The organism is Brucella tritici (assembly GCF_008932285.1).
Lineage (GTDB): Bacteria > Pseudomonadota > Alphaproteobacteria > Rhizobiales > Rhizobiaceae > Brucella > Brucella tritici.
Map to the genome: position 1 here is coordinate 73,845 of NZ_WBVY01000008.1, position 26,683 is coordinate 100,527.

Here is a 26,683-nt window from a genome sequence, read left to right on the forward strand (position 1 = left end):
AAGAGGGGATCATGGCGGCAGAAAACGCAACGGCACTATTCTTGAAGAGAGAGATTCGTGCTTTGACGCCGCTTGATCCCGCAAGGGCGGAGACCTTCCTGGCCGACCTTGCGGCGCGTGCCGGAGAAGAGGAACTTACAGACGTCGTAGCCTTGCTGAAAAAGGCAGAAGCCGCGCTCTTCATCTCCGCCGTTCTCGATCTTTCTCCATTCATTCGCGAAGCACTGACCCGTCATCCGCGTATTCTGGATCGCATCGTCGACAAATCGCCGGAGGCCGCATTAGAAGATATTCTGGCGGAAATCTCGGTCAGTGCTGCAAGTGCAGACGTGACGGAAGCCTCCCTCATGACCAGCCTGCGTGTTCTGAAACGTGAGGCGCATGTTCTTATCGCGCTTTGCGATCTCGCTGGCATTTTCAATACGGAAGCAACGACGGGCTGGCTCACTGATCTGGCGGAGGCCTGCACCGGCGCTGCCGTCCGGTTTCTGCTGCTTGATGCAGATAATGCGGGCAAGATCAAACTTCCTGACCGAAACCAGCCTGACAAGGACAGCGGCTGGATTGTTCTCGGCATGGGCAAGTTCGGTGCGCGTGAACTCAATTATTCGTCCGATATTGATCTCATCGTCTTCATCGATGAAACCAGACCGGCCATCGGCGATCCGTATGAATGCGTCGAAACTTTTTCACGGCTGACGCGCCGCCTTGTCCGCATCCTGCAGGATCGCACCGGCGATGGCTATGTCTTCCGCGTCGATCTTCGCCTGCGTCCGGACCCCGGTTCCACGCCGCTGGCCATTCCTGTCGGCGCGGCACTTCATTATTACGAAGGGCGCGGCCAGAACTGGGAACGCGCGGCGATGATCAAGGCGCGGCCCGTTGCAGGGGACCGCGAATCCGGGAAGCAGGTGCTGGCGGAGCTTTCCCCCTATGTCTGGCGCAAATATCTCGACTATGCGGCCATTGCCGACGTGCACTCGATCAAGCGGCAGATTCACGCCCATAAGGGTCACGGCGATATCGCTGTGCGCGGCCACAATGTGAAACTGGGCCGTGGCGGCATCCGCGAAATCGAATTCTTCGTTCAGACGCAGCAACTCATCGCTGGAGGACGCTTTCCCGAATTGCGTGGCAACCAGACAGTGCCGATGCTGGCAAGACTGGCGGAGCGGGGCTGGATCACCGAGAAGGCTCGCGATGCCTTGGCGAAGGAATATCATTTCCTCCGCGACGTAGAGCACCGCATCCAGATGATCGCCGACGAGCAGACGCATATTCTGCCCGAAGACGATGAAGGCTTTGCACGTGTTGCCCATATGATGGGGTACGCCGATCCGGCAGCCTTTTCAGATGTTTTTCTCGATGCGCTCAAGGTCGTCGAAAAGCACTATGCGGCCCTGTTCGAACAGGCTCCCGAACTTGGAAGCTCATCCGGCAATCTGGTCTTCACTGGCGATGTGGATGATCCGGGCACGCTGGAAACGCTCGCGGCCATGGGCTATGAGCGCCCGAGCGATATATGTCGCGTGATCCGCACGTGGCACTTCGGGCGTTATCGCGCCACACAATCGGCAGAAGCGCGCGAGCGTCTGACTGAGCTTACGCCTGCTCTGCTCAAGGCTTTTGCCGAGACCAAGCGCGCGGATGAAGCGCTCTTGCGTTTCGATGGTTTTCTAAAGGGCTTGCCTGCGGGCATCCAGCTTTTCAGCCTGTTGCAATCCAATCCCCGTCTCCTGAACCTTCTTGTGATGATTATGAGCGCTGCCCCCCGGCTTGCCGAAATCATCACGCGCAACCCCCATGTTTTTGACGGTTTGCTCGATCCGGCGATTTTCTCGGAGATGCCGACACGCTCCTATCTGGAAGAACGGCTTCGCGTGTTTCTGGGACCTGCGACCGATTATGAGGAAGTGTTGGACCGGCTGCGCATCTTCGCTGCCGAACATCGTTTTCTGATCGGTATTCGCCTGCTCACAAGTGCCATTGATGGCGTGCGCGCTGGTCGCGCGTTTTCCGATCTGGCTGAACTGATGATCGGCAAGGCATTCGAGGTTGTCGAAGCCGAACTGGAACGACGCCACGGCAAGGTTAAGGGCGCTAAGGTGGCTCTTCTGGCTATGGGCAAGCTTGGCAGTCGCGAACTCACCGCCGGTTCGGATGTCGATCTGATCCTGCTTTACGATCACGACAAGGAGACGGATGAATCAGACGGTGAAAAGCCGCTGGCTCCGTCGCAATATTATATTCGCCTGACCCAGCGGCTCATTGCGGCACTTTCTGCGCCAACGGCGGAGGGCGTGCTCTACGAAGTCGATATGCGGCTGCGCCCTTCCGGCAACAAGGGACCGGTTGCCACCCACATCGAATCCTTCGGCAAGTATCAGCGCAGCGAAGCATGGACATGGGAACACATGGCCTTGACCCGTGCGCGCCCGATCCATGGCGACGAGGCGTTTATGGATCACATCAGAAGCGAGATCGACGAGGTTCTTGTCTCTCCCCGTGACGTGAAGAAGATCGCCAAGGATGTGCGCGAGATGCGCGACCTCATCTATCAGGAAAAGCCACCTGCCGATGATTGGGATTTCAAGCTGAAGCCCGGCGGCATTGTCGATCTGGAATTCATCGCCCAGTTTGCCGTGCTGGCAAATAAGCTCGACCGGAAACCGCGTCCCTTGGGTACAGAAGAAATCCTTTCGGCCCTCGACCCGTCTTTCGCTGATCCGGCGCTTGCCGATAGCCTTGTCGGCGCCCATCGCCTCTATACCAATCTGAGCCAGACGATCCGTCTGTGTCTTGGAAGCGATGCCAAACGTGAAGAATTCATACCCGGCATGATCGACCTGCTATGCCGTGCGGCCGACATGCCAGACATAAAGCGCGTCGAGCATCATCTGGCCGAAGTCGCCGTTGACGTGCGGACAAGTTTTGAGAAGCTTTTGACCATCTAATCAGGCCGCGTGGATTTCCGCACCATGTCCAACCTGACCGCGCTTGCGATCAGGGATGCAGACCGAAACCACGGTGCCAACGCCTTCGGTTGAGCGAATGCGAAGCCAGCCGCCGTGAAGCTCGGCCAGTGAACGGGTGATGGCAAGCCCGAGGCCGGAACCGGTATGGGTCTTGGTGAACTGGTTTTCCACCTGTTCGAAGGGCTGGCCGATCTTCTTGATTGCCGATTTTGGAATGCCGACACCGGTATCCTGAATAGTCATGAAGAGGGCTGAGCCGGTCTTTCGCGCCCGTACCGTGATCTGCCCGCCATAGGATGTGAACTTCACCGCATTGGAGAGAAGGTTGATGAGCACCTGCTTGATCGCGCGCCGGTCGGCATAGAGCTGCATTGCCTCTTCGATGCGTGTATTGACCGCAATATTCTTCTCATCCGCCTGCAGCGAAATCATGCGTACCGTTTCATTGATAAGCGGGCAGAGATCGATCTGCTCACGGTCGAGCGAGAAATGCCCGGCCTCAATCTTCGACATGTCGAGAATGTCATTGATGACATTAAGCAGGAAGTTGCCGCTTGTATGGATGTCGTTGATGTATTCCTCGTAACGGTCGGAACCGAGCGGGCCGAACGTGCCTGCCTGGATCATTTCCGAGAAACCGATGATCGCATTGAGCGGCGTGCGCAGCTCGTGAGACATATTGGCGAGGAATTCGGACTTGGCACGGTTCGCAGCCTCGGCGCGTTCCTTTTCCTGACCGTATTTGCGGGCAAGTTCGGACAGCTCGCGCACGCGGTCCCGTTCGCCTTTGCGCGCAATCGACAGGTCGTGAATGGTCGCCATCAGGCGGCGTTCGCTGTCGACCAGACGTTCCTGATGCAATTTGAGCTGGGTAATGTCCGTGCCAATGGAAACAAGGCCGCCGTCCTGCGTGCGACGTTCGTTGACCTGGAGCCAGCGGCCATCGCTGAGCTGGCGTTCAAAGGTCTGACCACCGGCGCGGTTATGTTCATTGGCCATGCGGCGTTCGAAAGTGAACGGGCGTGTATGGGCATCAACTTCGTTGCGCGGCACGCCGGGTTTCAGCGTCCAGACAGGAAGGCCAGCATATTCACTGAACTTGGAATTCGCCATGACGAGGCGGTTGTTGGAATCCCACAGGATGAAGGCTTCCGAAATATTCTCGATGGCTTCGCGGATGCGCATGTCGGCTTCCGCCGTCTGCTGTGCAAAGCGGTGCTGTTCGCTGACGTCGAAGGCAATGCCGACCAGATGAAGATCACCTTCGCTGGCGATTTCCGCGCGAACACGCATCCAGACCCACGAACCATCGGCGTGGCGCATGCGGAAGACGCGGTCGACATGCGAAATATCGCCTGCCGCTGCCTGTTCGGCGATCGAATAAAGATCGCCATCTTCCGTATTGATGATTGCAGCCACATCACCGAATGGCAGCACCGCATCCTGCGCTTCGTAGCCCAGCATCTCGTACATGGAATGCGACCAGTAGATGCGACCGCGTGCCATGTCCCAATCCCACAGGCCGCATCGACCGCGGCCCAGCGCCAGATCAATACGGCGCTGGATCTGGTTGGAAAGATCGTCGGCCTCGCGGGCTCGCGCTGCCTGGCTGAAATAGGCGTAAAGGATGGCGAACATGACGCCCGTCGTACCCGCAAAGAGCGTCACATTGAGCGACACGGCGCGGCGCCATTCCGCGAAGATGGTGCTTTCCAGTTCAACGGCGATAACGGAATAGGGCAGTGTCATAGGCTTCGACAAGGCACCGAAAGCCGGCTCGCCCTGCAGCATGACTTTCAGCACGCCTGCACGTTCTGCAAACAGGAACAGCGGCTGTGCTTCCGAAAGGATCGCATCGACCGGCTTGCCGGATAGATCGGACATCGGGCCCGAAATTGCCACCACGGAGGATTGTGGGTCAATGACGGCAAGCGTCATGCCGGACGACGACAGCCCGCGCGAACGAAACTCGGCTATCGTGTCCTGAATATCCTTCGCCGCGATTTGCGCTCCGGCGTCGGTGCCATTGGCAACACGCTCGATCATCTGTGCGAGATTGGCGGTCGCAGCCGACAGAAATGCCTTATGCTGCTGCTCGATATCCTCGCGCCACGCCAGCATCGAGAAGACGCGCGCTACGCCGAGAATAATCAGGAAAATAATGATGAGCGCAGGAACGAGGCGTCGCAGGATAGGCTCGATTGAGATGAACTTGCCATAGGCCGGACCAGCAAGAAGACTGACATGGCCCGAAAGCTTGCCTTTCCTTCTTTTCCGACCGGATTCGCAATGCGTCCCCGCCGGCGCGCCATACGCGTCGGTGCTCGCCATATAATGGTCCCTCGTGAATTCCCTGCGAGTGAAGTGATTCGGAATACGCCACCTCCGAATATGATCAATGAATCAAAAGTGATTCGCGCTGTCCAGCGAATTCGTTAACGAGGCGTAAAAATCAGGGTTTTATCAGCCAATTTATTCATGAATCTCAAGCTCTTAAGTGGAATCAGCATCGCACTTGATTCGGCTAAAGGCATGAAAAGACTCATGAAAGCTGACTGCCCGCCGCCTTTGCGTTCATCAGCATGAAACGGCTCGTTCCGATTGCTGGTTAAGCAGCCGGAACGAGCGAATCATCATAACGATCAGGATAGGTCGCGAATCAGGCGAGAGTCCGGTCCACGATATCGCGCAGGTCGGTAGACAATTTGCCCGTGCCCGAAATACGCGCCAGCGCTGCCCTTGCATGCTCGCGGCGGGTATCTTCGAGCGAACGCCAGGAGCGAAGCGCCGTCAGAAGCCGCGCTGCAAGCTGTGGATTTTCTGGATCGATGGACAGGATCGTATCTGCAAAGAACTCGTAGGCCGCACCATCCTTGCGATTGAAGCCGGTCGGATTGGATGCGGAGAATGAGCCGATCACGGAGCGAACGCGGTTCGGATTGTCGAGCGAGAAGAGGGCGTGGTTCGTAAGGTCGCGCACAGCCTGCAAGGCGTGGTCGCCGGGACGGCTCGCCTGCACGCTGAACCACTTGTCCATCACAAGACCATCCTTGCCGAACTGGTGCTCGAAACTTGCCAGTGCGTCCTTTGCCTCGTTCGTATCGCCAAAGCGGTGCACCAGCACGGCCAGTGCCGCGAAGCGGTCAGTCATATTATCCGCATTGGCGAACTGGCTGGCGGCGCGTTTCTGGCTTTTGTCGTGGCGGCTCAGATAATCGAGCAGCACGTTTCGCAAGGCACGTTTGCCTGCTGCGTCTGCATCCGGCGAGAAAGCGCCATCCTGTTTCAGGCCATCATAGAGCTTTGCGAAGTCGTCGGCATATCGGTTGGCAATAGCGTCCACGAAATGGTTTCGGCTGGCGAGAATCGCATCCGGATCGACATTGTTGCCCATCTCGCGTGCGATGTCGCTTTCGCTCGGCAGCGTGAGGCAAAGCGCACGGAAAGCCGGATCAAGCGTTCCGTCCGAAGCGATGTTTCCGGCAAGTTCGATGAACTTATCATCAATCGCCGGTGCATGACCACCGCGAACACGCTTGGCGCCTTCAAGCAGGGCCTGATTGAACATTCCGGTTAATGCCTGCCAGCGGGCAACCGGATCGCTGTCGTTGAGGGCCAGGAATGCGCGATCATCATCCGATAGAGGTGCTGATAGATTTACGGGAGCCGAGAACCCGCGCAACAGCGACGGCACAGGGCGTTCCTTGATGCCGTGGAAGATGATCTTTTCGGAAGAACGATGCAGATGGATGACGTCGCCGCGCACGTCTCCACCTTCAACGGATGTTGGCATCATATCCTTGCCGTCAGAACCGAGAAGGCCGAAGGCAATCGGGATATGCATCGGCTTCTTGACGGTTTGTCCGGGCGTCGCTCCCAGCGACTGCGCCAGTTCAATCGTGAAGGTTTCCTTCGCAGCATCGTAGGCGAAAGCGGCTTCCACCTTTGGCGTTCCAGCCTGATCGTACCAGAGCGCGAACTGTGAAAAGTCCTGGCTGGAAACATCGGCGAAAACCTTGACGAAATCCTCGATAGTCGCCGCTTCTCCGTCATGGCGCTCGAAATAGAGGTCCATACCCTTGCGGAAGAGCTCAGACCCGATGATCGTGCGGATCATGCGCACGACTTCCGAACCTTTTTCATAGACGGTTGCCGTGTAGAAATTGTTGATCTCACGATATTCGCGCGGGCGCACAGGATGAGCGAGCGGCCCGGCGTCTTCCGGGAATTGCTGCGCTTTGAGAATCTTCACTTCGGCAATGCGCTTCACCGGGCGCGAGCGCTCATCGGCGGAAAATTCGTGGTCGCGATAGACCGTCAGGCCTTCCTTGAGGCAGAGCTGGAACCAGTCGCGGCAGGTGATGCGGTTGCCGGTCCAGTTATGGAAATATTCGTGTGCGATCACCGCTTCGATGCCCGCATAGTCGACGTCGGTTGCGGTTTCGGGATCGGCCAGCACATACTTGTCGTTGAAGACGTTGAGCCCCTTGTTCTCCATCGCGCCCATGTTGAAATCGGAAACGGCAACGATGTTGAAGACGTCGAGATCATATTCGCGCCCGAACTTCTCCTCGTCCCAGCGCATGGATCGCTTCAGTGCATCCATCGCATAGAGTGCCCGGCTTTCCTTGCCATGTTCGACATAGATTGCCAGATCGACAGGCCGTCCGGACTGCGTGGTGAAGTGATCCTTTACGATGCCAAGCGATCCGGCAACGAGTGCAAAGAGATAGGACGGTTTTGGGTGTGGATCGTGCCAGATTGCGAAGTGCCGGTCCGAGTTGCCTTCGACCGATCCGCTGTCAACGGGGTTGCCATTGGACAGGAGAATGGGGGCAGCTTGCTTGTCGGCGTCAACTCGCACCGTATAAACTGACAGCACATCCGGGCGGTCATAATAATAGGTAATGCGGCGGAAGCCTTCTGCCTCGCACTGCGTGCAATAAACGCCACTGGAGCGATAAAGGCCGGATAGCTGGCGGTTGGTGGTCGGATTGATTTCTGTCACGATTTCAAGCGTGAAGCGCTTGCCTTCCGGCAGATCGCTGATTTCAAGCTGGTCGGGCGTTGCGGCATAGCTGTTGTCGGCAAGCGCCTTGCCGTCAATGGCAATGCTGACAAGCTTCAATTCGTCACCATCGAGAATCAACGGCGTGCCAGCCGGGGTGTCATCCCGGCGTTCAATCGTCAGCGTAGCACGGACGAGAGTTTTTTCCGGTTCCAGTGAGAAGTCCAGCTTCGTCTCGGGTATGGCGTATGGGGTCGGACGATAATCTTCGAGACGGAATGTCTGGCCGGTTTCAGTACGCATAGCGAAACTCTCTCCCTGAACTCACATTGAACTCACAATGCTGGATTCGTACCCGGAATTGCAGCCAAGGGAAACTCAATTCCAGAACAACCAACCGGCCTTTTGTGACCGGAGCATTTCCAGCAAAAGTGCGAAGCGGCTTTGCGTCAGATAATGCGACAAAACAAACGACAGACACTTTGCCAAATAATTTTCAGCGGAACCTTTGTGCTACTGGTGCTGTCTCACAAACAGGAATAAGAAAACAGGCGCTCGAATATTTTGGGCGAACCTGCGCTTTGTGTTTTTAAGGAATTGCGTTGTGAACGCTCATACGAGCGCGCCTGTCGAGGCTGCCCATCTTGAAACCAACCCGATGCTCGGCATCGGTCTCAAAATCGCTTCCGTTGCCGTTTTTGTCGCCATGTCTACCTTGCTGAAGGCGGCTGAAGGCGTGCCTGTCGGTCAGTTGATCTTTTTCCGGTCATTCTTCGCAATCTTCGCGATACTGGTCTATCTGGGGTGGCGCGGGCAGCTTTCCGGCGTGTTCCGCACCCAGAACGGTTTCAGCCATTTCTGGCGTGGGCTGGTGGGCGTCTGTTCCATGTCGATGAGCTTTTTCGCTCTCACCAAGCTGCCGCTGCCCGAAGCAATCGCGATCAACTACGCTTCACCACTGATTACCGTCATTCTTGGCGCGGTCATCCTGCATGAAGTCGTGCGATTTTATCGCTGGAGCGCGGTTCTCATCGGGCTTGGTGGTGTGATGGTCATCATCTGGCCGCGGCTGACGGTGTTCTCCGGCGGCAGCATGGGGCATGACGAGGCCATGGGTGCGTTCGCCGCTCTTGGCGCGGCTATCTTGTCTGCGGTGGCGATGATGCTTGTACGTCGCCTCGTGCAGACGGAACGCACCTCGACCATCGTGATCTACTTTTCCATATCCGCGAGCGTCATCTCCTTGGTGAGCTTTCCTTTTGGCTGGATCGTGCCGAACTGGTCGCAGCTTGCCATGCTGGTCGGTGCTGGTTTTGCCGGGGGCGTCGGCCAGATTCTTCTGACCGAGTGCTATCGCCATGCGCCGATGTCGACGATTGCTCCCTTCGAATACACTTCGATGCTGCTGGGACTTGCCATCGGATTTTTGCTGTTCGGCGATATCCCGACTTTCGAAATGCTGGCCGGCAGCGCCATCGTTATGGCGGCGGGCGGTTTCATCATTTACCGTGAGCACAAGCTTTCGATTGCGCCCCACAAGGTGAACGCACCGCAGACACAATGAATTCAGCTTTGACCGGGTGCGCCCTCTGCACGAGGATCAAGCTGCATGGTTTCCGGCGTGGACTGGCCGTCCGGCGTATGGAACTTGTATTCGGTCTTCTGGTCGCTGATGGCCGGGCGTTCGAAGCGACGGATGCGCCAGAAGGCATGCAGGCCGTATAAGCCGTAGGCAATGGCCATGGTTACGAAGAAGCCTGATGCGCCAATCAGATCCATCAACGGGCCGGAAAGAGCAGGTCCGATGACGCTGCCCACGCCGTAAATAATCAGCAAGCCGCCAGAGACTTTTACGAATTCGCTGGCATCCGCATAGTCATTGGCGTGAGCGACGTTGAGACTGTAGATCGGATAAATCACCGAACCGAACAGAAACATCATGGCGTAAAGCGCATAGGGCGAAGTGGGATGGAACAGCACCATCACCATCGACAAGGCAAAGCCGGTGACACCGGCGATCACCATGACATAGCGACGATCAACGAAGTCCGATCCCCGTCCGAGCGGGTACTGGAAGATCGCGCCGCCGACCATGGCGCAGGCAAGCATTGTGGCGATGCCGAAGGTCGAAAGGCCGTTCATCTCGCCGTAAATCGCGGCGAGAAAGTTCCAGGTGCCTGCAACGATACCTGCAATCAGCGAGCCGACAGCCGCAGCAGGCGACCGCCGGTAAAGTCCCTTCAGATCGAGCGAAACCTGCGTCAGCGGGTTGGGCGACTGTGCACTTGAGAGGGCGGTTGGAAGCAGTGCGCTTGCATAGATGATGGCGCAAATGATGAAGAGCGTCTGCGTCCCCGCATCGCCGAACGGCAGGATGTACTGTCCGCACAACAGTCCGAGCATGGTGATAATCATATAGATCGAGAAGATGCGGCCGCGCGATTCATTGGTCACACGCTCATTCAGCCAGCTTTCGATAATCATGTAGCTGCCTGCGAGCGAAAAACCTGCAACGCCACGGAAGATCATCCATGCGACGGGATTGACGACCAATGCATGGAACAGTAGCGCCATCGAAAGCAGCGTCGCCAGCGAGGAGAAGACGCGCACATGCCCAACGCGCCGCACCAGATGCGGCACCACGATGCAGCCGATCGTGAAGGCGAGAGAATAGCTCGTACCCATCCAGCCGATGGTCGTGGTCGACCAGCCTTCCATGCCGCCACGCAGGGGCAGAAGAATACCCGCGAGGCCACCGGCAAGCAGCATCAGAAAGGTGCTTGCAAGCAAAGCGGCTATGGGCAGGAGCTGGCCAGCCATGAAAAACTCCACAGTGAAATCCCATGGGGAATCTGAATTTAGGGCTACTTGTCGCCGAAAGGCGGTTTGGCAAGCGGCGAAATAGAACAAGTTTGCGGCATGTTGGTGACAATACCGCCTACGCCGCCTGCCGATGCCACTGAACTACGGAGATTTCAACTAATCAATTCGGCCAATTTCAGCTTCACAGCCAGAAAATCGCGCCATGCAAACCGCTTTTGCGCCGGCGTTCGCAGAAGGTAGGCTGGGTGCAGGGTCGGCATGACGGGAATTTCGAGGCCGTTGGGCGTACGATGAATCTTCCAGTTGCCGCGTAGCCGAAGGATACCTTCCGTCGCGCCGGTGAGTGCCTTGCCCGCAGGTCCGCCCAATGCGACCAGAACTTTCGGCGCAGCAAGCTCGATCTGTCGTTCGATGAATGGCCGGCATAGTTCCGTCTCAAGCGGCGTCGGCGTGCGGTTGCCGGGCGGACGCCACGGGATCGTGTTGGCGATATAAACGCTTTCTCGCTTCAGGCCGATGGATTCGATCATGCGATTGAGAAGCTGTCCGGATTTTCCGACAAACGGCAATCCTTCCATATCCTCGTCCCGTCCGGGCGCTTCACCGATGAACATGATGTCGGATGACGGATCGCCATCGGCGAAACAAAGGTTCTTCGCCGTGAATTTCAAGTTGCAGCCGTCGAATGCAGCGAGCTTCTCCCGCAATTCCTCCAGCGTCGAAGCCTGTGCCGCCGCTTCGCGTGCGATCGCAATCTGCGCCGTGTCGGGAAGGTCGGCTGCGGCTTGAACAGGCCTGCTGGTGGGGGCGGGTGTCGGGGCCGGACGCGGTTGTTGCTGCCGGGCGCGCTCAGGCGTATTCGACATTTGAGCCGTTGGCTGCGAAGGAGCAGGGCGCTGAGGCTCCGCAAACCGGTCTAACGGCGTTTCGGAAAGCGGCATGTCAACGCCTGCTTCCGCATAGAAGCGGAGCAAACCTTCAATATCCAGCGTTTCGCGATTAACAGCCATTATCTACCTCACCTCTGAGGTGGCGAATTTTGCGGGTGAATGCAAGAGCCCAGTTTGGATTTGGAGTATTTGTCAGTAACTGTCTGATACTGGTTTTGGATAAGGTATGCGTCAAAAACGATTAGGGAACCAATCTGAAACACTCAGACCAAAACCCATTCTGATGCGCATAAATTAATTTGTTGGACGGGGTCGGTATATATCCGACCCCGACTAGATTTATCTGCTTTTCCAGCAGCCGAAAACGACTTTTCCGAGCAAGGTTCCTAGCCATGCTCCGGTTTGCCCATCTTTATAACTGGTGGGATTATAATTCTGTGAATAGCCTTCACAGACTTTCTCTTTAAAGCTTTTGGCATTTACCAAAGTCGGTGTGGCAGTTGAAATAGTTAAAGAAAGAATAAAAATAATTTTTTTAGTGTAACTATTCATTATATCATCCATATTTATTAAACGTATTGAGTATACAATAATTATTAAATTTGGAAAAGAGCAATAAATACGCAGCATTTCATCTTTATCTAAAGATCAGATCAAGTGCGTACCGGGGGCATATTGATGCTCACGGGTATTGGTGAACTTTTCTGTTATATTAATGCGCGTCTTGGCCTGAAACCGTTTCACACCTTTCGGGTGTGTTCCGAATTTTTCAGTGTCCAATCGGAACCAGCATTCGGGCATGAGATTTGGATATAATTGCGACATGCCGTGAAGTTGTGCTTCTTCCATCACCAAGAACAAATCCTCATCGCAGCTTCTTGAATGGAATATATTTGACGTTTACGTTAAAGTAAATGAGTATGTGGACGTAGGACGCCTGTTTTGGACAATTGGACGCATTTGCGACAGTCTCCAACTCTGCGACAGGGTAAGGCAGATTACGGGGAAACGGCAGATCTTTCCATACCATCAGTGCTGACAGGCAGTCGGTTCATGGGTATTCGCGATTAGATCATGCACAAAAACAATTGGATGCGTCGTCTGGGCTACCTTAGTGAGAAGACGATGTTACACCGGACGGAGGGATGAATGTCTGAAGCCCCAGAATATGCAAACCAGGAGCTTCCCGAACGCGAGAGCATGGAATTCGACGTTGTGATCGTCGGCGCGGGTCCTGCTGGCCTTGCTGCGGCAATCCGCTTGAAACAGGCGAATCCCGAACTTTCCGTCGTCGTCCTCGAAAAGGGTGGGGAAGTCGGAGCGCATATTCTTTCTGGCGCTGTCGTTGATCCGGTAGGTATCGACCAGCTTCTGCCGGGCTGGCGCGAGGAGGAGGGGCACCCCTTCAGGACGCCCGTGACAGCCGATCATTTCCTCGTGCTGGGGCCCGCAGGTTCCGTGCGCCTGCCGAATTTCGCCATGCCGCCTCTGATGAGCAATCATGGCAATTACATTGTGTCTCTGGGCAATGTCTGCCGTTGGCTCGGCACCAAGGCCGAAGAACTTGGCGTGGAAATCTATCCGGGCTTTGCAGCAACCGAAGTGCTCTACAACGACGAGGGCGCAGTCATCGGCGTCGCCACTGGCGATATGGGTGTCGAGCGTGACGGAACACATGGTCCGAACTATACACGCGGCATGGCGCTGCTCGGCAAGTATACGCTGGTCGGCGAAGGCGCGCGCGGTTCGCTTGCTAAGCAGCTGATCTCGAAATTCAAGCTCGACGAGGGCCGCGAACCGGCGAAATACGGTATCGGGCTCAAGGAATTGTGGCAGGTCGATCCTTCCAGGCACAAGCCGGGTCTGGTTCAGCACTCCTTCGGCTGGCCGCTCGACATGAAGACCGGCGGCGGGTCGTTCCTCTATCATCTCGAGGACAATATGGTTGCGGTCGGCTTTGTGCTGCACCTCAACTACAAGAACCCGTATCTGTCGCCGTTTGAAGAATTCCAGCGTTTCAAGACGCATCCGGCCATCAAGGATGTCTTCGAGGGTGGCAAGCGTCTTTCCTATGGCGCACGTGCGATTACCGAAGGCGGTTTCCAGTCGGTGCCGAAGCTTTCGTTTCCGGGCGGAGCACTCATCGGTTGCTCGGCTGGCCTGGTCAACGTGCCGCGCATCAAGGGCAGCCACAATGCGGTTCTTTCCGGCATTCTCGCTGCCGACAAGATCGCCGAGGCAATTGCCGCAGGCCGCTCCAATGACGAGCCGGTTGAGATCGAGAACAATTGGCGTTCGAGCCTGATTGGCAAGGATCTCGAGCGCGTGCGTAACGTCAAGCCGCTGTGGTCGAAGTTCGGCACGATTGCTGGCGTGGCGCTCGGCGGTCTCGACATGTGGACCAACCAGCTTTTCGGCTTCTCCATCTTCGGAACGCTGAAGCACGGCAAGACTGATGCGCAGTCACTTGAGCCAGCTGCGAAACACGCAAAGATCGACTATCCGAAGCCGGATGGCGTTCTGACGTTCGACCGTCTGTCGTCGGTGTTCCTGTCGAACACGAACCATGACGAGAATGAGCCTGTGCATCTTCAGGTCCGTGACATGAAATTGCAGCAGACGTCTGAACACGACATCTTTGCCGGTCCGTCGACACGTTACTGCCCTGCGGGTGTTTATGAATGGGTGGATGCCGACGGCAACTCTGCCGCCGATCCGCAGGCAAAGGACGTGCGGTTTGTCATCAATGCGCAGAACTGCGTGCACTGCAAGACTTGCGATATCAAGGACCCGAACCAGAACATCAACTGGGTGCCGCCACAAGGCGGCGAGGGGCCTGTTTACGTAAACATGTAAAAGAAAAAGGCGGTCTGGAACCGCCTTTTTTATTGAAGCATGACGGATTGGGTTTCCGGTTCTTCTTCATCTGGCCGAACGGGCGGCGGAACGGAAAAATCGAGCCGCACCGGCAGATGATCGGAGCCAGCATCTTCACGTGCCGAAACCTTCGCCCCTCCGATTTCGGGGCTTACGAGTATCTGATCAATCGGCAGGCCGATATAGGGCGCCAGCGTAACAGGCAGCAGGTGCGTCATCCACGTGCCGCCGATACCGGTCATATGACGGGTGCCGGTGGCATGTTCGACACGACGAACGGCATTGCTCCACGGTGCCGCATTGAAATCACCGGCGACGACCAGAGGACCTTTCAGCTTCTGCAGTTCCGGTTCGATGTAGCGGAGTTGATAAGGCTGCCAGCGTGGCCATGGCCATGAAAAGTGCAGTGCTGCGACATGCACGGTCGTTCCGCCGAAATTGATTGGCGCAATTGCGAGCAAACCATCGCCGACGCAGGCCGTCTGTGCATCTTCGCTGAAAGGCCGCTTCGACAGGATGCCCACGCCCCATGTGTTGGGATCGTCAGCACAATTGAGGTGGTAGGGGTAGGAACCCTGGAGGATAGTGAGCCATTTTGTCCATTGCTCACTCGCTTCCTCATAGGTGATGACGTCAGGCTTTTCTCGCGCAATCATCTGGAGAATGCGTTTCGGTTCGGGATTGTCTTCGCGCAAATTGATCTGGACGAGGCTGTAGCGCGCCCCGCCTTGTTCCTGCGCCTGTGCACCTGTGGAGCCGCTCAGGAAGTCGCGTGCAGCGCCGACGGTCGTACTGAGAGCCATAACGGCAAAAAGCAGAAGCATCGCTGCCTCGCGCCGCATTTTGGTGAAAAGCAAGGGAACGGTCAGCACTGCCAGCAAGACGGCGAGGTGGGCTCGAAAATGCGAAAAGGAATCCAGTGCGGGATGTACCGCCCCAAGAAATCCGAGCACGAGCGGAACCGACAGAGCGACAGCAGCCAGCAACAACAGGAATGAAAGGTTTTCACGGCTTTTCGACATGAAATGCCTCTAGCTATTGAATACGGCGCGATAATGGAAGCGAAGGCAATAGGGCAGTAGGGGAATAAGGGAGTATGTTAAGAGCATCATCTGTTGCTAACCAACATACTGCCTTACTCCCTTATTCCCCTACTCCCTTAACGTCACTGGAAAGCCGTTTCGTAGAAGCTGCGGAGCTTGCGGGAATGCAGCCGCTCATCTGGCATGGCCGCGATTTTTTCCATCGCGCGGATGCCGATGCGCAGATGCTGCGCCACTTGCCGCTTGTAGAATTCGGTCGCCATGCCCGGCAGTTTCAGTTCGCCGTGCAGCGGCTTGTCGGAAACACAGAGCAGGGTGCCGTAAGGCACACGGAAACGGAAACCATTGGCCGCAATTGTCGCGGATTCCATATCAAGCGCGACAGCGCGTGCCTGTGAGAGGCGTTGCACCGGGCCGCGCTGGTCGCGCAGTTCCCAGTTACGGTTGTCGATGGTTGCGACCGTGCCGGTACGCATGATCTGTTTCAGATCGTAGCCTTCCAGACCGGTGACTTCCTCGACGGCCTCTTCCAGCGCAACCTGAATTTCAGCAAGTGCTGGCAACGGCACCCAGACAGGCAGATCGTCGTCGAGAACATGGTCTTCACGCATATAGGCGTGTGCCAGGACATAATCGCCAAGCTGCTGGCTGTTGCGAAGGCCAGCGCAGTGACCGAGCATAAGCCATGCGTGAGGGCGAAGCACCGCAATATGGTCGGTTATGGTCTTGGCATTGGACGGGCCTACGCCAATATTGACCATCGTGATGCCCGAATGGTCGCCCCGTTGCAGGTGGTAGGCTGGCATCTGGGGCAGGCGAGGTAGAGGGCTGCCACTGCTTGGTTCGGTCTCGCCCGCGCGCGTAATCAGATTGCCCGGTTCAACGAACTGTTCATAACCGCCGCCGCCTTCTGCCATCAATTCGCGGGCATAGGCGCAGAACTCGTCCATATAGAACTGGTAGTTGGTGAACAGCACGAAGTTCTGGAAATGCGCCGGGCTTGTCGCCGTGTAGTGCGCCAGCCGATGCAGTGAATAATCGACGCGCTGGGCAGTGAATGGCGCAAGCGGCATCGGTTCGCCGGGGGCGGGCTCGAAATCGGCATTGACGATCTTGTCGTCGGTTGCCGCCAGATCGGGCACGTCGAATAGATCACGTAGCGGATGCGTGAAGGCATTGGCGACAGATGCCTCTACATAAGTGCCTTCCTTGAAGGCGAAATGGATCGGGATCGGCGTTGAGGACTCTTTCACCGTCACGGTCACACCGTGATTGCGCATCAGGAGACGAATCTGCTCGGTGAGATAATGGTCGAACAGATCGGGCCGCGTGATGTTTGCGGAATAATCGCCTGGCGTCGAGACATGGCCATAGGCCAGCCGCGAATCCACATGCGCGAAGCTCGATGTGGACAGACAGATTTCGGGATAATAAGCGCGATAGCGCTGCGGCGGAACTTCGCCACGGGCAACCTTCTCGAACGCATCGCGCAGGAAAGCCGTGTTGCGATCATATAGCTTTTGCAAGGCGGCAACCGCCGCACCGGCGTCGTTGAAAACCTCCGGGTCAACGGTCGGGGGTGTTTTGATCTCGGTCAGAAATGGATGTTCGATTCGCTGTGTCATGACCTAGTATAGCAGAGTCCATGACTGGTATATGACCCAGTTTATGCGACGCGTTGCAGGCTTACATAAAGTACGAGGCCGACGCCGCTCATCTGGGAATGCTGGCCAATCTGCGTATAGGCAAAGGTCGCTGCCGGGCCGGTGAAAATGGCTGTAAAAAGGAAAACCCGAAGGGCGATTGTGGCTATGATCCGGGTTCTTTTCATGGCCGTTCTCCAGCAGGCTTCTGGGTGAATGCTGCGACAGGTCCAATCACCGGCTGATCCCGGTAGACGTTATATCTCTGGTCAACGAAAATGCTGGCGACTGCGGCAAAGCCAGCGATCATCAAGCAGACAATTGTTAAACGACGAAGCATACCGGTTGACCCCCAAAGCCGTTCTGATTTCTGTTCTCCCTATTCAATCTAGCGATAGCGCCTGAACCGTCCCTGAGAGCGTCGTTCATGCGGTGTTCAAAAATATTGATGTTCCGTTTATTGCCACAAGTGGCTCTTGTGCCCGCCCGAAAGGGTCTTATGTTTCCCATCATTGGAATGCGGGAACACGCCCCGCGCAATTTCAGGATCAGCGGGAGAGAACCCATGGCCGAACAGACCAAGCCCATCGAATTGTATTATTGGCCCACGCCGAATGGCTTCAAGATCAGCATCATGCTGGAAGAACTGGGCGTTCCCTACGAGGTCAAATATATCAATATCGGCAAGGGCGATCAGTTTCAGCCTGACTTTTTGAAGATCGCTCCAAATAACCGTATGCCCGCGATTATCGATCCGGAAGGGCCGGGCGGCGAACCGATCTCAGTGTTCGAGTCCGGAGCAATCCTGCAATATCTCGGGCGGAAGTTCGGTAAGTTCTACCCGACCGATGAACGCAAGCGTGTCGCCGTTGATGAATGGCTGATGTGGCAGATGGGTGGACTAGGCCCGATGTCTGGACAGGCCGGGCATTTCCGTATCTATGCTCAGGAAAAAGTCCAATACGGCATCGACCGCTATACCAATGAGGTCAACCGCCTCTACGGCGTCCTGAACAGGCAACTTGAAGGCAAGGAATATATCGCAGGCGAATACTCCATTGCCGACATGGCCTCCATTGGCTGGATTAATGCCTACAAGAATTATGACCAGAACCTGGATGACTTCCCGAACCTGAAGCGCTGGCATCAGACGATGAATGCGCGCCCTGCGGTGCAGCGCGGTCTCGTGGTCGGCAAAGAAGAACGTGAACGCGCAAATGCGTCCATGAACAAGGAAGAGGAACACAAGATTCTCTTCGGTCAGAAGGCACGCTGAATAAGCGATGAAAGAAAGGGCGGTCTGGAGCCGCCCTTTTTGATTCCGCCGCGCTGGATATTACTGGCGCGCTAGGCTTTCGCTCTTGCAGATCAGTCCGCCCATCACGCAGCCGGAGAGTGAAAGCGTATTGCCCTTGACACTGGCCTTGCCGGTATAGGTTTTGCCTTCGTCAAGCTTGTTGACCTCACCCTTATAGCTGCCCCCGGTGCCGGACATCGTGCCGATGGACTTGCCCTTGTATTCGCCGGTCTGCACCGTACCGCAGAACTTGTTGGCGCCGCATGCTGCATAGCTGATGATCGTGCCGTTCGGACGCTTCCACGTGCCGACAATCCCTTCCTCGGCGAGGGCGGGTGCGGCAAAGGTGGCTGCAAGCGTCATTCCAAGAATAAGTGTGCGGATCATTCTTTCCTCCCAAATCGCCGCCAGTCCCGGCTTTGCCGGTCGCAACGATGAAACCGCTGTGATGCGTTCTGAAGTTTAAGACGGAAGCCTCCTCGACCATCCGTCAAACTTACGCAAACGTAAACGTAAACCAGTTTCTGGCGAAGCGGAAGAGGGATATTTGTGTCGTGCTCGGCACATGAAACACTGCCCTTTGTACACACACGCCCGCGTTCGAATGTTGTCTATAGTTAGCAACTGGTTTCGTTCAATCATGCGGATTTGAATCGAATTTTTACGAAAATCCAGCAATCGGCGGCACTTGCATGTTTAACAAAATCCCAAGTTTACCCCTTGTTCGGATTTTGTTGGTTGCTCGTTAAGCATCTGGTTTAACGCGCATTTCAATCCTTTCCCGTAGATTTGAGAGCATGAACGGAACGACAGAGACGGCAGTTTCGAAGCAACGAAATCAGGCTTTGAAATAAAGACCGGACGGTTCTCGGGATTTAACAGGGACAAAAGAAAATGGCACAGTTTCAGAGCTTTACGAATAAGAACAACGCAATCGCGCAGGATCGCATTCTTCTGGAAATGGGCATGAAATTTGCCATCGGTCGCGATTGCGAGATCGACGTGGTGCAGGCCCACAAATGGCTGAACATTGCCGCCATCCGAGGCAGCGAGAAGGCGGCCCGTATGCGTAATCAGGTGGCTGCCACGATGAGCAAGGGCGAACTGGCAGCAGCGTTGCGCGACGCACGCGAGTGGATGACCGCCCACTGAGTGACCAACAGTCATTTGTGAGAAAAGCCGCCTTCGAAGGCGGCTTTTTGTTTTCTCAGCTTATACCGAGATACCGACCCGGTTTGTGATTGATTGCAATGATAAGATTCATGGCAATCGCGCCGATGAGGGAAAGTGCCATATTTTCCCACGGGATAAAGAACAGCGAGACCAGCATAATTAGGATATCGAGGCCGAGCTGAAACCAGCCGGCTCTTATGCCATAGGCATCTTGCAGATAGAGCGCCAATATATTGACGCCGCCGACACCGGAACGATGCCGGAAGAGTGCGAGTACACCCATACCCATCAAGGTACCGCCCATGAGTGCGGCGAAAAGCGGATTGACGCTTGAGAAGTCGACACTCAAGGGCATCAGTCGCGCAAAGCCCGACATCATGGCCACTGCGACGAATGTTCTGATCGTAAAAGCCCACCCCATTCGACGCACGGCAAAATAATAGAATGGCAGATTGATCAGGAAATAGAGCAATCCGAATTCAGTGCCTGTTGCATACTGGATGAGAAGGGCGATACCGGCGGTGCTGCCAGTCATTAGCATCGCCTGGCTGTAAAGCGTAATGCCAAGTGCAATGAAGGATGTGCCGATCAGCATCGCCATCGCATCTTCATAGAGGCGGTGACGGTCGAATGCAGCAGCTTTCGGCGCATCAATAAGGGCAGCGGCGTTATCAGTGATATCGGCCACGTGGAAACTCCAGAACAGCGAGAAGCCGGCAATCCGGCAAAAAGATTACGGTGCCGGAACGAGTTCCGGCATGTCATGCATTCGCGCTGTGCAGATAATTGGGCCATAGCACGCAGCGTAAAGTCTTGGGAGACAACTAAATATAACAGCCCTTGCGATGCAGCGCACGGCTTGAAATATTGTTATTTCATGGTCCTCTTTGTGGATTTATCGCAATCGGGAAGGCCGATTGTTTTATTTTATTTCGCGCGCCATCTGCGCGAGAAAGCGTTTCACATCATCCGGACTGCGCAAATGGTGCTTGGAAAGATGTTGAGGCGCCTTCTCCAGAAAGCTCAGCGCACGAATACGGCCGTTCTTGCGATAGCCAGCCACCCATTTCAGAAAATCCCAGTCAAAACGCTCCACGCAACCTTCCGCCATATCCGGGCGCGAGCGTCCGTAGTGGATTACCGTTCTTTTCAGTACACGCCACAGGCGACGCATGGTCGATATATCGAGAAAAATAAGCATATCTGCCCGCAAGGCTCGGTAATTCATAGTTTCGCTATGATTGCCCTCGAATATCCATCTGTCCTGATTTGCCGCTTCCTTGGTGAGGCGACCGATCTCGTCACGTGATCGCATCGTCCAACCGGGCTGCCAGTAGAGGGTATCGATATGAACGACCGGTAAGCCGGTAACCTCGCCTAGCGCACGCGCGAGGCTTGATTTTCCTGAACCGGCGCCGCCAATGATCATGATCCGCTTTGTCATCTGCACCGCCCCAGGATTTTAACTCTGTTCGAATAAAAATCGGACATGAGGTAGGAAGTACTATAATTTTACTTCATGGCACCTGCATGGCCATAACGAGCAAAGAAAGCCCGTTAGAAAATTTGTATTGGAGCTGAGGGTAATATTGACCAAATGATTGACAGTCAACTTTGCGAAGCGCAAGGTCGACGTATAAGCGGAACGGGTCAGAGCAACGATGACATCTCCCGTTCCTCTATATTAGCAAGATCGCAAGGCACAAAGCACGCCACGCGATCGAAAGGCTGCATTCGACAGGGAGTGACAAGATGTCTATTCGATCCATCACAGCTATGGCTGGCACGGCCATTATCATGAGTGCCGCTGCGTTTGCATTTTCATCGCCTGCCAACGCGCTGACGATGAAGGAATGTAGCGCGAAGTATCAGTCGGCCAAGGATGCTGGCACGCTCGGTAACATGAAGTGGAACGACTTCCGCAAGGCGCAATGCGGAGACGGCGCAGATGCCGCCGCGGCTCCCGCAGCTCCTGCACCTGCCGCTCCAGCCAAAAAGGCAGCCAAGAGTGCAGCCGCTCCGGCAGCAGATGGCAGCGCCAAAGGCCTGACAATGAAGCAGTGCAGCGCCAAGTATCAGGCTGCCAAGGATGCCGGTACGGACAATGGTGCTAAGTGGAACGATTTCCGCAAGGCCGAGTGTGGCGCGGGTGCAGATCCGGTAGCGCTCAGCACTGATGGCAACAACGAACCGGCAGCACCAACGGTTGCTGCACCGAAAGGTGTGAAGTTCCCGATTGCGGTTTCAGCAAAATTCTCCAGCGAATCCGCTGGCAAGGCTCGTATGCACACTTGCCTCGAACAGTACCATGCCCTGAAGGATGCCAATGCACTTGGCGGCCTGAAGTGGGTACAGAAGGGCGGCGGTTATTACAGCCTCTGCAACGCGCGCCTGAAGGGTAATTCCTGATCCTATCAGGACAATCTTAGAGAGAAGGGGCCTTTCGGCCCCTTTTTATTTGGTTCGTGAAAACCAGCCGGTAATTGCGACGGCGAGCCAACCGAGAATCATCAATGATCCGCCAGTCGGTGCAGCCATCGGAAAGAGCCGATCACCCGTCATGTCACGCATGAAGAGATCGCCGCAGAACAAAGTGAGGCCGACGACAAGTAATACCCCGCCCAAATAAGCGGTGCGGCTGGCAGGCACGATCAGCGATAACACCAGAAACGCGGGCGCATGGCCGAGAAGAAGCGGAGCAATATTGCCCAGATGGTTCGCCCCACCATGGGCCGCTCCCGCGTAAGCAGCGATTGCAAGCGCACCGCACAGCCCGGCAAGCGTGCTGAAAAGAACGTTCTGGGGCCGACTATCGGATTGAATCTGCATCTATAGCTCCACCGTTCAGGCAGTTTCGCGAGTATCTGCATGTTTCCGGGCATCCTCTAGAGCTGCAGGTAGGGCAGCTTCAAAAAGATCGAGCTGTTCATCGATACCGACGCTCACGCGAATACAGCGGTCGAGAATCGGGGCACCGGGTTTGCGCACGAAGATGTCACGCGCTATCAGGCCGTTGAGAACTGCCGTGGCGAATGCTCCGTCCTTGCCGCAATCGATGGCGACAAAATTCGTGGCAGAGGGGACGGTTGCAAGGCCGTTTGCCTTGGCGATTGTGACGATGCGATCTCGCCCGGCTATTATTTTAGCTACCACGTCGCGCAGGTAAGCCTGATCTTTGAGAGCAGCGATAGCCGCTGCCTGCGCAAGACGGTTCACTGCGAAATGGTCGCGAATCTTGTCGAAGGACTTGATGGCTTCAGCGCTGCCAACCACATAACCGCACCGAATTCCTGCCAGGCCGTAGGCTTTGGAGAAGGTACGCATTCGCAAAATGTTCGGCCGGTCGGTTTCGAAAGGCGGGAAGGCGGAGGCAGGTCCCGTTTCGCAATAGGCTTCATCCAGAACGAGCATCGTGGTTTCAGGAACCTGCTCGATGAAGGACTGGATATCCGAACCTTCATGCCAGGTTCCCATCGGATTATCCGGATTGGCGAGATATAGAATTGCGGCATCTTGCTTGCGCGCCGCATCGAGCAGACCATCGAGGTCTGATCTGTCGTTGATATAAGGAACAGTAGACAGTTTCCCGCCATAACCGGCAACGTGATAATTGAAGGTCGGGTAGCCGCCCAGCGAGTTGATGACTCTGTCATCTTCCTGAACATATTGCCTGACTACCAATCCGAGCAAGGCATCGACACCCGCTCCCGGCATAATGTTTTCAGGTTTCACGCTGTGATGTGCGGCAATGGCGTGGCGCAATTCATAGTTTTCAGGGTCGCCATACTTCCATATCTCGCTTGCTTCCGTCCGAATGGCTTCGAGGACAGATGGTGCTGGACCAAAACTGCTCTCATTGGCACCGATTCGCGCCTTGAAAGGTTTTCCCCGCTGTAACTCCAGCGTTTCAGGACCGGTAAAAGGAACGGTGGATGGTAAGCTTGCGACGAGCGGTGTAAGGCGGGGCGATCCCATGGCGATTTCCAGTCGATTCTCAGTCCTGCACAATGTGATGAGGACAAATCGAAGGGCTGGAGAATGCCGTCAGTCACCAACGCCTGTCCTGCTGGGAAAAGGCATAGCAACTTGTATTCGCCGGTGCCATCACAATGATTCCGCGTCGGCTGAATAATGCGAGTAAATGATCGCGCTTGCTGCCGGCCAAAGCTGAGCAATAAGGCTAGACAAGGTGAAACTATTCGGGCCTGAACCCGAATATCGATAAAGATCATGACCTCAGCCACGCCTGAGGCTGGCTATGAAGTCCTGTATATGAACGTGCCGAAGTCGCGTAGAGGGCATTTCGATCTGACTGGACCGATCGACGCTCTGACTATGTGCGCGCACCCGATCTTATCCGAAAACCTGGTTACAGTTTTCGAGCTACCTTGCAGCGTATTTCCTGCAAGACAAAACAGCTTCTACGCAGGGAAATCAGCTCGCTGAACTGATTTCTTATCCCGCTACGACGCATCGGATAAGACTTGCCAACAAAGAGATAGAGCAGCTCACGATTCCATTCTAATTGGAGCCACTTTAGTGGACTTCAAGCACTTTCACGCATGAATCGAGGTCATGTGTCGCAAGATGAGCATAGCGCATGGTCATCTGCAGGGTCTGGTGTCCCAGCCACATCTGAACACGACGAATATCGATGCCACCGCGAACCAGTCGAGATGCACAGGTATGACGCAGAATGTGCGGAACGACCTGATCGTCCGTACCAAGACCAACTTCCATCTTTGCCTCATTCCAGATCTGGCGGAACCGGACCTGATTGAGCATGGAGAAGGGGCCTTTGAGCTTTTCATGCGGAATATGTGCCGCTTTGCGGGCACGACGGGTGAGGGGCACAGTACGGCTGCGATTTGATTTGGTGAGCCAGAACGTAACCCGCTGATCCTGAATATCGTTCCAGGTAATGCCGATGGCTTCGCCGAGGCGGCAGCCCGTGTCGACAAGAAACAGGGAAAGCCGGTAACTGTCTTCACAGCGCGACTTGATCGCGGCGAACAGACGCTTTTCTTCCTCGTACTCAAGGAATCGAATGCGTCCTACACGCTCCTTCTGCCGGACGAATTCCGGTAGATTGAAGATATCTCCCATCTTGTGCGCCTTTCGCAGCAGCTTGCTTAGCGCAGCCATCTTTCTATTGATGGTTGCATTGCTGTTGCCGCGCTCACGGAGCGACCCGATGACGGAGTCAAGCATTTCCTGATCGAAACCTGAAAAGCGTTCGCCCTTCAAAATCTCGTCAATTTCGCCGAGAAACGACTTCACATTATACTTGTGTGACCCATCATCCCACAGGATGTTGATATATTTCCCCGTCAGTTCCGCCACCGAAAATTGTTCAACAAGCCGGTGGTTTGGACTTTTGCTGGATGTGTACTTTAAGTTGTAGTCGACTATCGGCGTAAACTTATCGCCCATGTCGATCTTCGTTTCCCCAACGACGATCATTGCGCGCCCCCCTTTGATATATGAGACGCACAACTAATGAAATAATTCTCAGAACACAAGATAAGTGAGCTAACTTTATGCGGAGACATGATTGGACCTTTCTAAAAGACCATGTTTGCCCCCAGCTTTCTGTCGTCCCCCGTTACTCCCCTCGGTTTTCGATCCTTTTCGAAATCCCCATCTCTGAAGGATCAAAATTCACGCATTCGTGAGCTATGTTTCAAATGGATGTGCGCCAACGGTTTCCCGTTGGCGCATTTCGCTTAAGCGTCGATCTGATTAGAACGAGCGCTGGAAGCGGATGATGCCGCCGAAGGCATCCTTGTTGCCACCGGCCAGACGAGCCGGATGATCGCTATCCCAACGGGTGTAGTTGATTTCCGGGGTGATCGTGAAACCAGGAACCAGCTGATAAGCTACGTTTGCAGCAACTGCGGTCTTGCCCCAGTCTTCGTAAGCAGCCTGAACGTTGATGGTTGCCTTTTCGGAAGCGACGAACTTCGCGCCACCCCAGACAGCCCAATCGCCACCCCAGTTGCCGTACATGCCGATATCGTCTTCATAAGACGAATAGCCGCCCTGTACCCAGACCGAAACCTTGTCGGTGACGTTGACGTCGAGGCGAACCTTGCCGGCCCACTCTTCAAGGTTGGCGTCGTAAGCTGCAACAGCAGCGATCGAGCCCCAGCCCTGAGCGAACTTCAGACCACCAACAACGTGCGGCATGTAATCGTCGATGCGGTTCGAGATGAATGCATCTTCTTCGTTAATGAAGTCGTCGTGGTTTGCATATACGTCGCCACCCTGTTCGAGCGACAGGATAGCCGAGAAGCCATTGCCGCCGGTGAAGGTGTAGCTGATGAGGTTGGTGCGGTAGACGCCAGCAGCAACCACGTCGTCGTTGATGATGTCGCCGAGGTAACCGGTGAAGGTGTGGAAGGCCGACTCATCGAGACCGAGGCGCAGGCCACCGAGCTGGATGTAAGCGAAGTTCAGCGTATGACCGCCCTGGAAACCGTCCGTGAAGTTGAAACGGTTTTCAGTGTAGGTGCGGAGGGTGCCGAGTTCGGTTTCCGAAGCGGTCGACGTACGCAGCGTGAAGCGCGTATTCTTACGCCAGGTCTTGGCATCCGAGCCGTCGTAAGCGTCGCGGCCAGCAGCAGCGTCGTAACGAACATAACCATGGATACGCAGGCAGGTTTCGGTGCCCGGGATGTAGAAGAAGCCAGCGCCGTAAGCATCGCAGACGCGGACATATTCAACGGCTTCTGGCTCTGGCGCGACGATTGCGTCGGCAGCCTGAGCGCCGGAAGCTGCAACCAGAGCTGCAGCGGAGCCAAGGAGAAGGCTCTTGATGTTCATTTCTGACCTCCAGTCAAAGTTAAAAATGGGTCTGGGCATTCTGATTTGGCTGAAGGACAACCTGTCCCCATCCCCTTTTGAAAAAGTCGCCCCGAAGCGCTCCTTCTTCTGGATGTGAAGATACTCGCC

23 protein-coding genes are annotated in these 26,683 nt (G+C 55.5%); 6 read left to right on the plus strand and 17 right to left on the minus strand.

The genetic code is table 11. From position 1 onward, the window contains the following. Positions 1 to 11: 11 nt before the first annotated feature. Positions 12 to 2,954, plus strand: coding sequence for a bifunctional [glutamine synthetase] adenylyltransferase/[glutamine synthetase]-adenylyl-L-tyrosine phosphorylase (locus F9K94_RS22370; protein WP_151648699.1), 2,943 nt, complete (start codon positions 12 to 14; stop codon positions 2,952 to 2,954). Here F9K94_RS22370 and F9K94_RS22375 read toward each other — a convergent pair whose 3' ends face one another. Together F9K94_RS22375 and pepN are read right to left on the minus strand one after the other, a co-directional pair. Next, positions 2,955 to 5,306, minus strand: a complete 2,352-nt coding sequence (locus F9K94_RS22375) for a PAS domain-containing sensor histidine kinase (protein WP_151648701.1) — start codon at positions 5,304 to 5,306, stop codon at positions 2,955 to 2,957. 328 nt (positions 5,307 to 5,634) lie between these two features. Next, positions 5,635 to 8,286 (minus strand): aminopeptidase N, encoded by a 2,652-nt coding sequence (gene pepN / locus F9K94_RS22380; protein WP_151648703.1) that lies wholly within the window; start codon positions 8,284 to 8,286, stop codon positions 5,635 to 5,637. Between the two features lie 301 nt (positions 8,287 to 8,587). On the opposite strand from pepN, the gene F9K94_RS22385 reads away from it, so the two are divergent. Next, positions 8,588 to 9,547: a DMT family transporter gene (locus F9K94_RS22385; protein WP_151648706.1), complete on the plus strand. Its 960-nt coding sequence runs from the start codon at positions 8,588 to 8,590 to the stop codon at positions 9,545 to 9,547. 2 nt (positions 9,548 to 9,549) lie between these two features. Here the strand turns inward: F9K94_RS22385 and F9K94_RS22390 are convergent, their stop codons facing one another. The 4 genes from F9K94_RS22390 to F9K94_RS22405 form a co-directional block, all read right to left on the minus strand. Further along, positions 9,550 to 10,803: an MFS transporter gene (locus F9K94_RS22390; protein ID WP_151648708.1), complete on the minus strand. Its 1,254-nt coding sequence runs from the start codon at positions 10,801 to 10,803 to the stop codon at positions 9,550 to 9,552. 155 nt (positions 10,804 to 10,958) lie between these two features. Continuing rightward, positions 10,959 to 11,816: a uracil-DNA glycosylase gene (locus F9K94_RS22395; protein ID WP_151648710.1), complete on the minus strand. Its 858-nt coding sequence runs from the start codon at positions 11,814 to 11,816 to the stop codon at positions 10,959 to 10,961. A 219-nt stretch (positions 11,817 to 12,035) separates the two neighbouring features. Then, positions 12,036 to 12,248: a hypothetical protein gene (locus F9K94_RS22400; RefSeq protein ID WP_151648711.1), complete on the minus strand. Its 213-nt coding sequence runs from the start codon at positions 12,246 to 12,248 to the stop codon at positions 12,036 to 12,038. A gap of 96 nt (positions 12,249 to 12,344) precedes the next feature. Beyond that, a complete protein-coding gene (locus tag F9K94_RS22405; protein WP_151648713.1) occupies positions 12,345 to 12,551 on the minus strand; it encodes a hypothetical protein in 207 nt (68 codons plus the stop codon). Positions 12,552 to 12,845: 294 nt separating this feature from the next. Here F9K94_RS22405 and F9K94_RS22410 point away from each other — a divergent pair, with 294 nt between their 5' ends. After that, positions 12,846 to 14,552, plus strand: a complete 1,707-nt coding sequence (locus F9K94_RS22410; RefSeq protein ID WP_151648715.1) for an electron transfer flavoprotein-ubiquinone oxidoreductase — start codon at positions 12,846 to 12,848, stop codon at positions 14,550 to 14,552. A 29-nt stretch (positions 14,553 to 14,581) separates the two neighbouring features. On the opposite strand, the gene F9K94_RS22415 is transcribed toward F9K94_RS22410, so the two are convergent. The 4 genes from F9K94_RS22415 to F9K94_RS24530 all read right to left on the minus strand — a co-directional run bounded on the left by F9K94_RS22415 (position 14,582) and on the right by F9K94_RS24530 (position 17,599). Beyond that, entirely contained in the window at positions 14,582 to 15,595 is a 1,014-nt protein-coding gene (locus F9K94_RS22415; RefSeq protein WP_151648718.1) for an endonuclease/exonuclease/phosphatase family protein, read from the minus strand. Positions 15,596 to 15,738: 143 nt separating this feature from the next. After that, on the minus strand, positions 15,739 to 17,241 hold the full coding sequence (locus tag F9K94_RS22420) for an AMP nucleosidase (RefSeq protein WP_151648720.1): 1,503 nt from the start codon (positions 17,239 to 17,241) through the stop codon (positions 15,739 to 15,741). 41 nt (positions 17,242 to 17,282) lie between these two features. Further along, a complete protein-coding gene (locus F9K94_RS24525) occupies positions 17,283 to 17,447 on the minus strand; it encodes a hypothetical protein (RefSeq protein WP_192799563.1) in 165 nt (54 codons plus the stop codon). After that, positions 17,444 to 17,599: a hypothetical protein gene (locus F9K94_RS24530; protein ID WP_167522242.1), complete on the minus strand. Its 156-nt coding sequence runs from the start codon at positions 17,597 to 17,599 to the stop codon at positions 17,444 to 17,446. The genes F9K94_RS24525 and F9K94_RS24530 overlap by 4 nt, the downstream gene beginning before the upstream one ends. Before the next feature lie 225 nt (positions 17,600 to 17,824). On the opposite strand from F9K94_RS24530, the gene F9K94_RS22425 reads away from it, so the two are divergent. Beyond that, positions 17,825 to 18,535 carry a glutathione binding-like protein gene (locus F9K94_RS22425; RefSeq protein ID WP_151648722.1) on the plus strand — a complete coding sequence of 237 codons (711 nt, stop codon included), beginning with the start codon at positions 17,825 to 17,827 and terminating at the stop codon, positions 18,533 to 18,535. A 60-nt stretch (positions 18,536 to 18,595) separates the two neighbouring features. Here the strand turns inward: F9K94_RS22425 and F9K94_RS22430 are convergent, their stop codons facing one another. Further along, a complete protein-coding gene (locus F9K94_RS22430; RefSeq protein ID WP_061347263.1) occupies positions 18,596 to 18,943 on the minus strand; it encodes a DUF2147 domain-containing protein in 348 nt (115 codons plus the stop codon). A gap of 507 nt (positions 18,944 to 19,450) precedes the next feature. On the opposite strand from F9K94_RS22430, the gene F9K94_RS22435 reads away from it, so the two are divergent. Continuing rightward, a complete protein-coding gene (locus F9K94_RS22435) occupies positions 19,451 to 19,708 on the plus strand; it encodes a sel1 repeat family protein (RefSeq protein ID WP_061347264.1) in 258 nt (85 codons plus the stop codon). A gap of 55 nt (positions 19,709 to 19,763) precedes the next feature. On the opposite strand, the gene F9K94_RS22440 is transcribed toward F9K94_RS22435, so the two are convergent. Beyond that, positions 19,764 to 20,417, minus strand: coding sequence for a YitT family protein (locus tag F9K94_RS22440; protein WP_109987947.1), 654 nt, complete (start codon positions 20,415 to 20,417; stop codon positions 19,764 to 19,766). Positions 20,418 to 20,651: 234 nt separating this feature from the next. After that, positions 20,652 to 21,173 (minus strand): P-loop NTPase family protein, encoded by a 522-nt coding sequence (locus tag F9K94_RS22445; protein ID WP_061347266.1) that lies wholly within the window; start codon positions 21,171 to 21,173, stop codon positions 20,652 to 20,654. 308 nt (positions 21,174 to 21,481) lie between these two features. Here F9K94_RS22445 and F9K94_RS22450 point away from each other — a divergent pair, with 308 nt between their 5' ends. Further along, positions 21,482 to 22,138, plus strand: coding sequence for an antifreeze protein (locus F9K94_RS22450; protein ID WP_151648723.1), 657 nt, complete (start codon positions 21,482 to 21,484; stop codon positions 22,136 to 22,138). A gap of 45 nt (positions 22,139 to 22,183) precedes the next feature. Here F9K94_RS22450 and F9K94_RS22455 read toward each other — a convergent pair whose 3' ends face one another. The 4 genes from F9K94_RS22455 to F9K94_RS22470 form a co-directional block, all read right to left on the minus strand. Next, the gene (locus tag F9K94_RS22455; RefSeq protein WP_061347268.1) at positions 22,184 to 22,558 is read right to left on the minus strand and encodes a DUF423 domain-containing protein; all 375 of its coding nucleotides are present in this window, start codon (positions 22,556 to 22,558) and stop codon (positions 22,184 to 22,186) included. 15 nt (positions 22,559 to 22,573) lie between these two features. Continuing rightward, entirely contained in the window at positions 22,574 to 23,704 is a 1,131-nt protein-coding gene (locus tag F9K94_RS22460; RefSeq protein ID WP_151648725.1) for a pyridoxal phosphate-dependent aminotransferase, read from the minus strand. A 561-nt stretch (positions 23,705 to 24,265) separates the two neighbouring features. Further along, complete coding sequence (locus tag F9K94_RS22465) at positions 24,266 to 25,192, minus strand: tyrosine-type recombinase/integrase (RefSeq protein WP_151648727.1); 927 nt, start codon at positions 25,190 to 25,192, stop codon at positions 24,266 to 24,268. A gap of 279 nt (positions 25,193 to 25,471) precedes the next feature. Beyond that, positions 25,472 to 26,554 carry a porin gene (locus F9K94_RS22470; RefSeq protein WP_151648729.1) on the minus strand — a complete coding sequence of 361 codons (1,083 nt, stop codon included), beginning with the start codon at positions 26,552 to 26,554 and terminating at the stop codon, positions 25,472 to 25,474. Positions 26,555 to 26,683 lie beyond the last annotated feature (129 nt).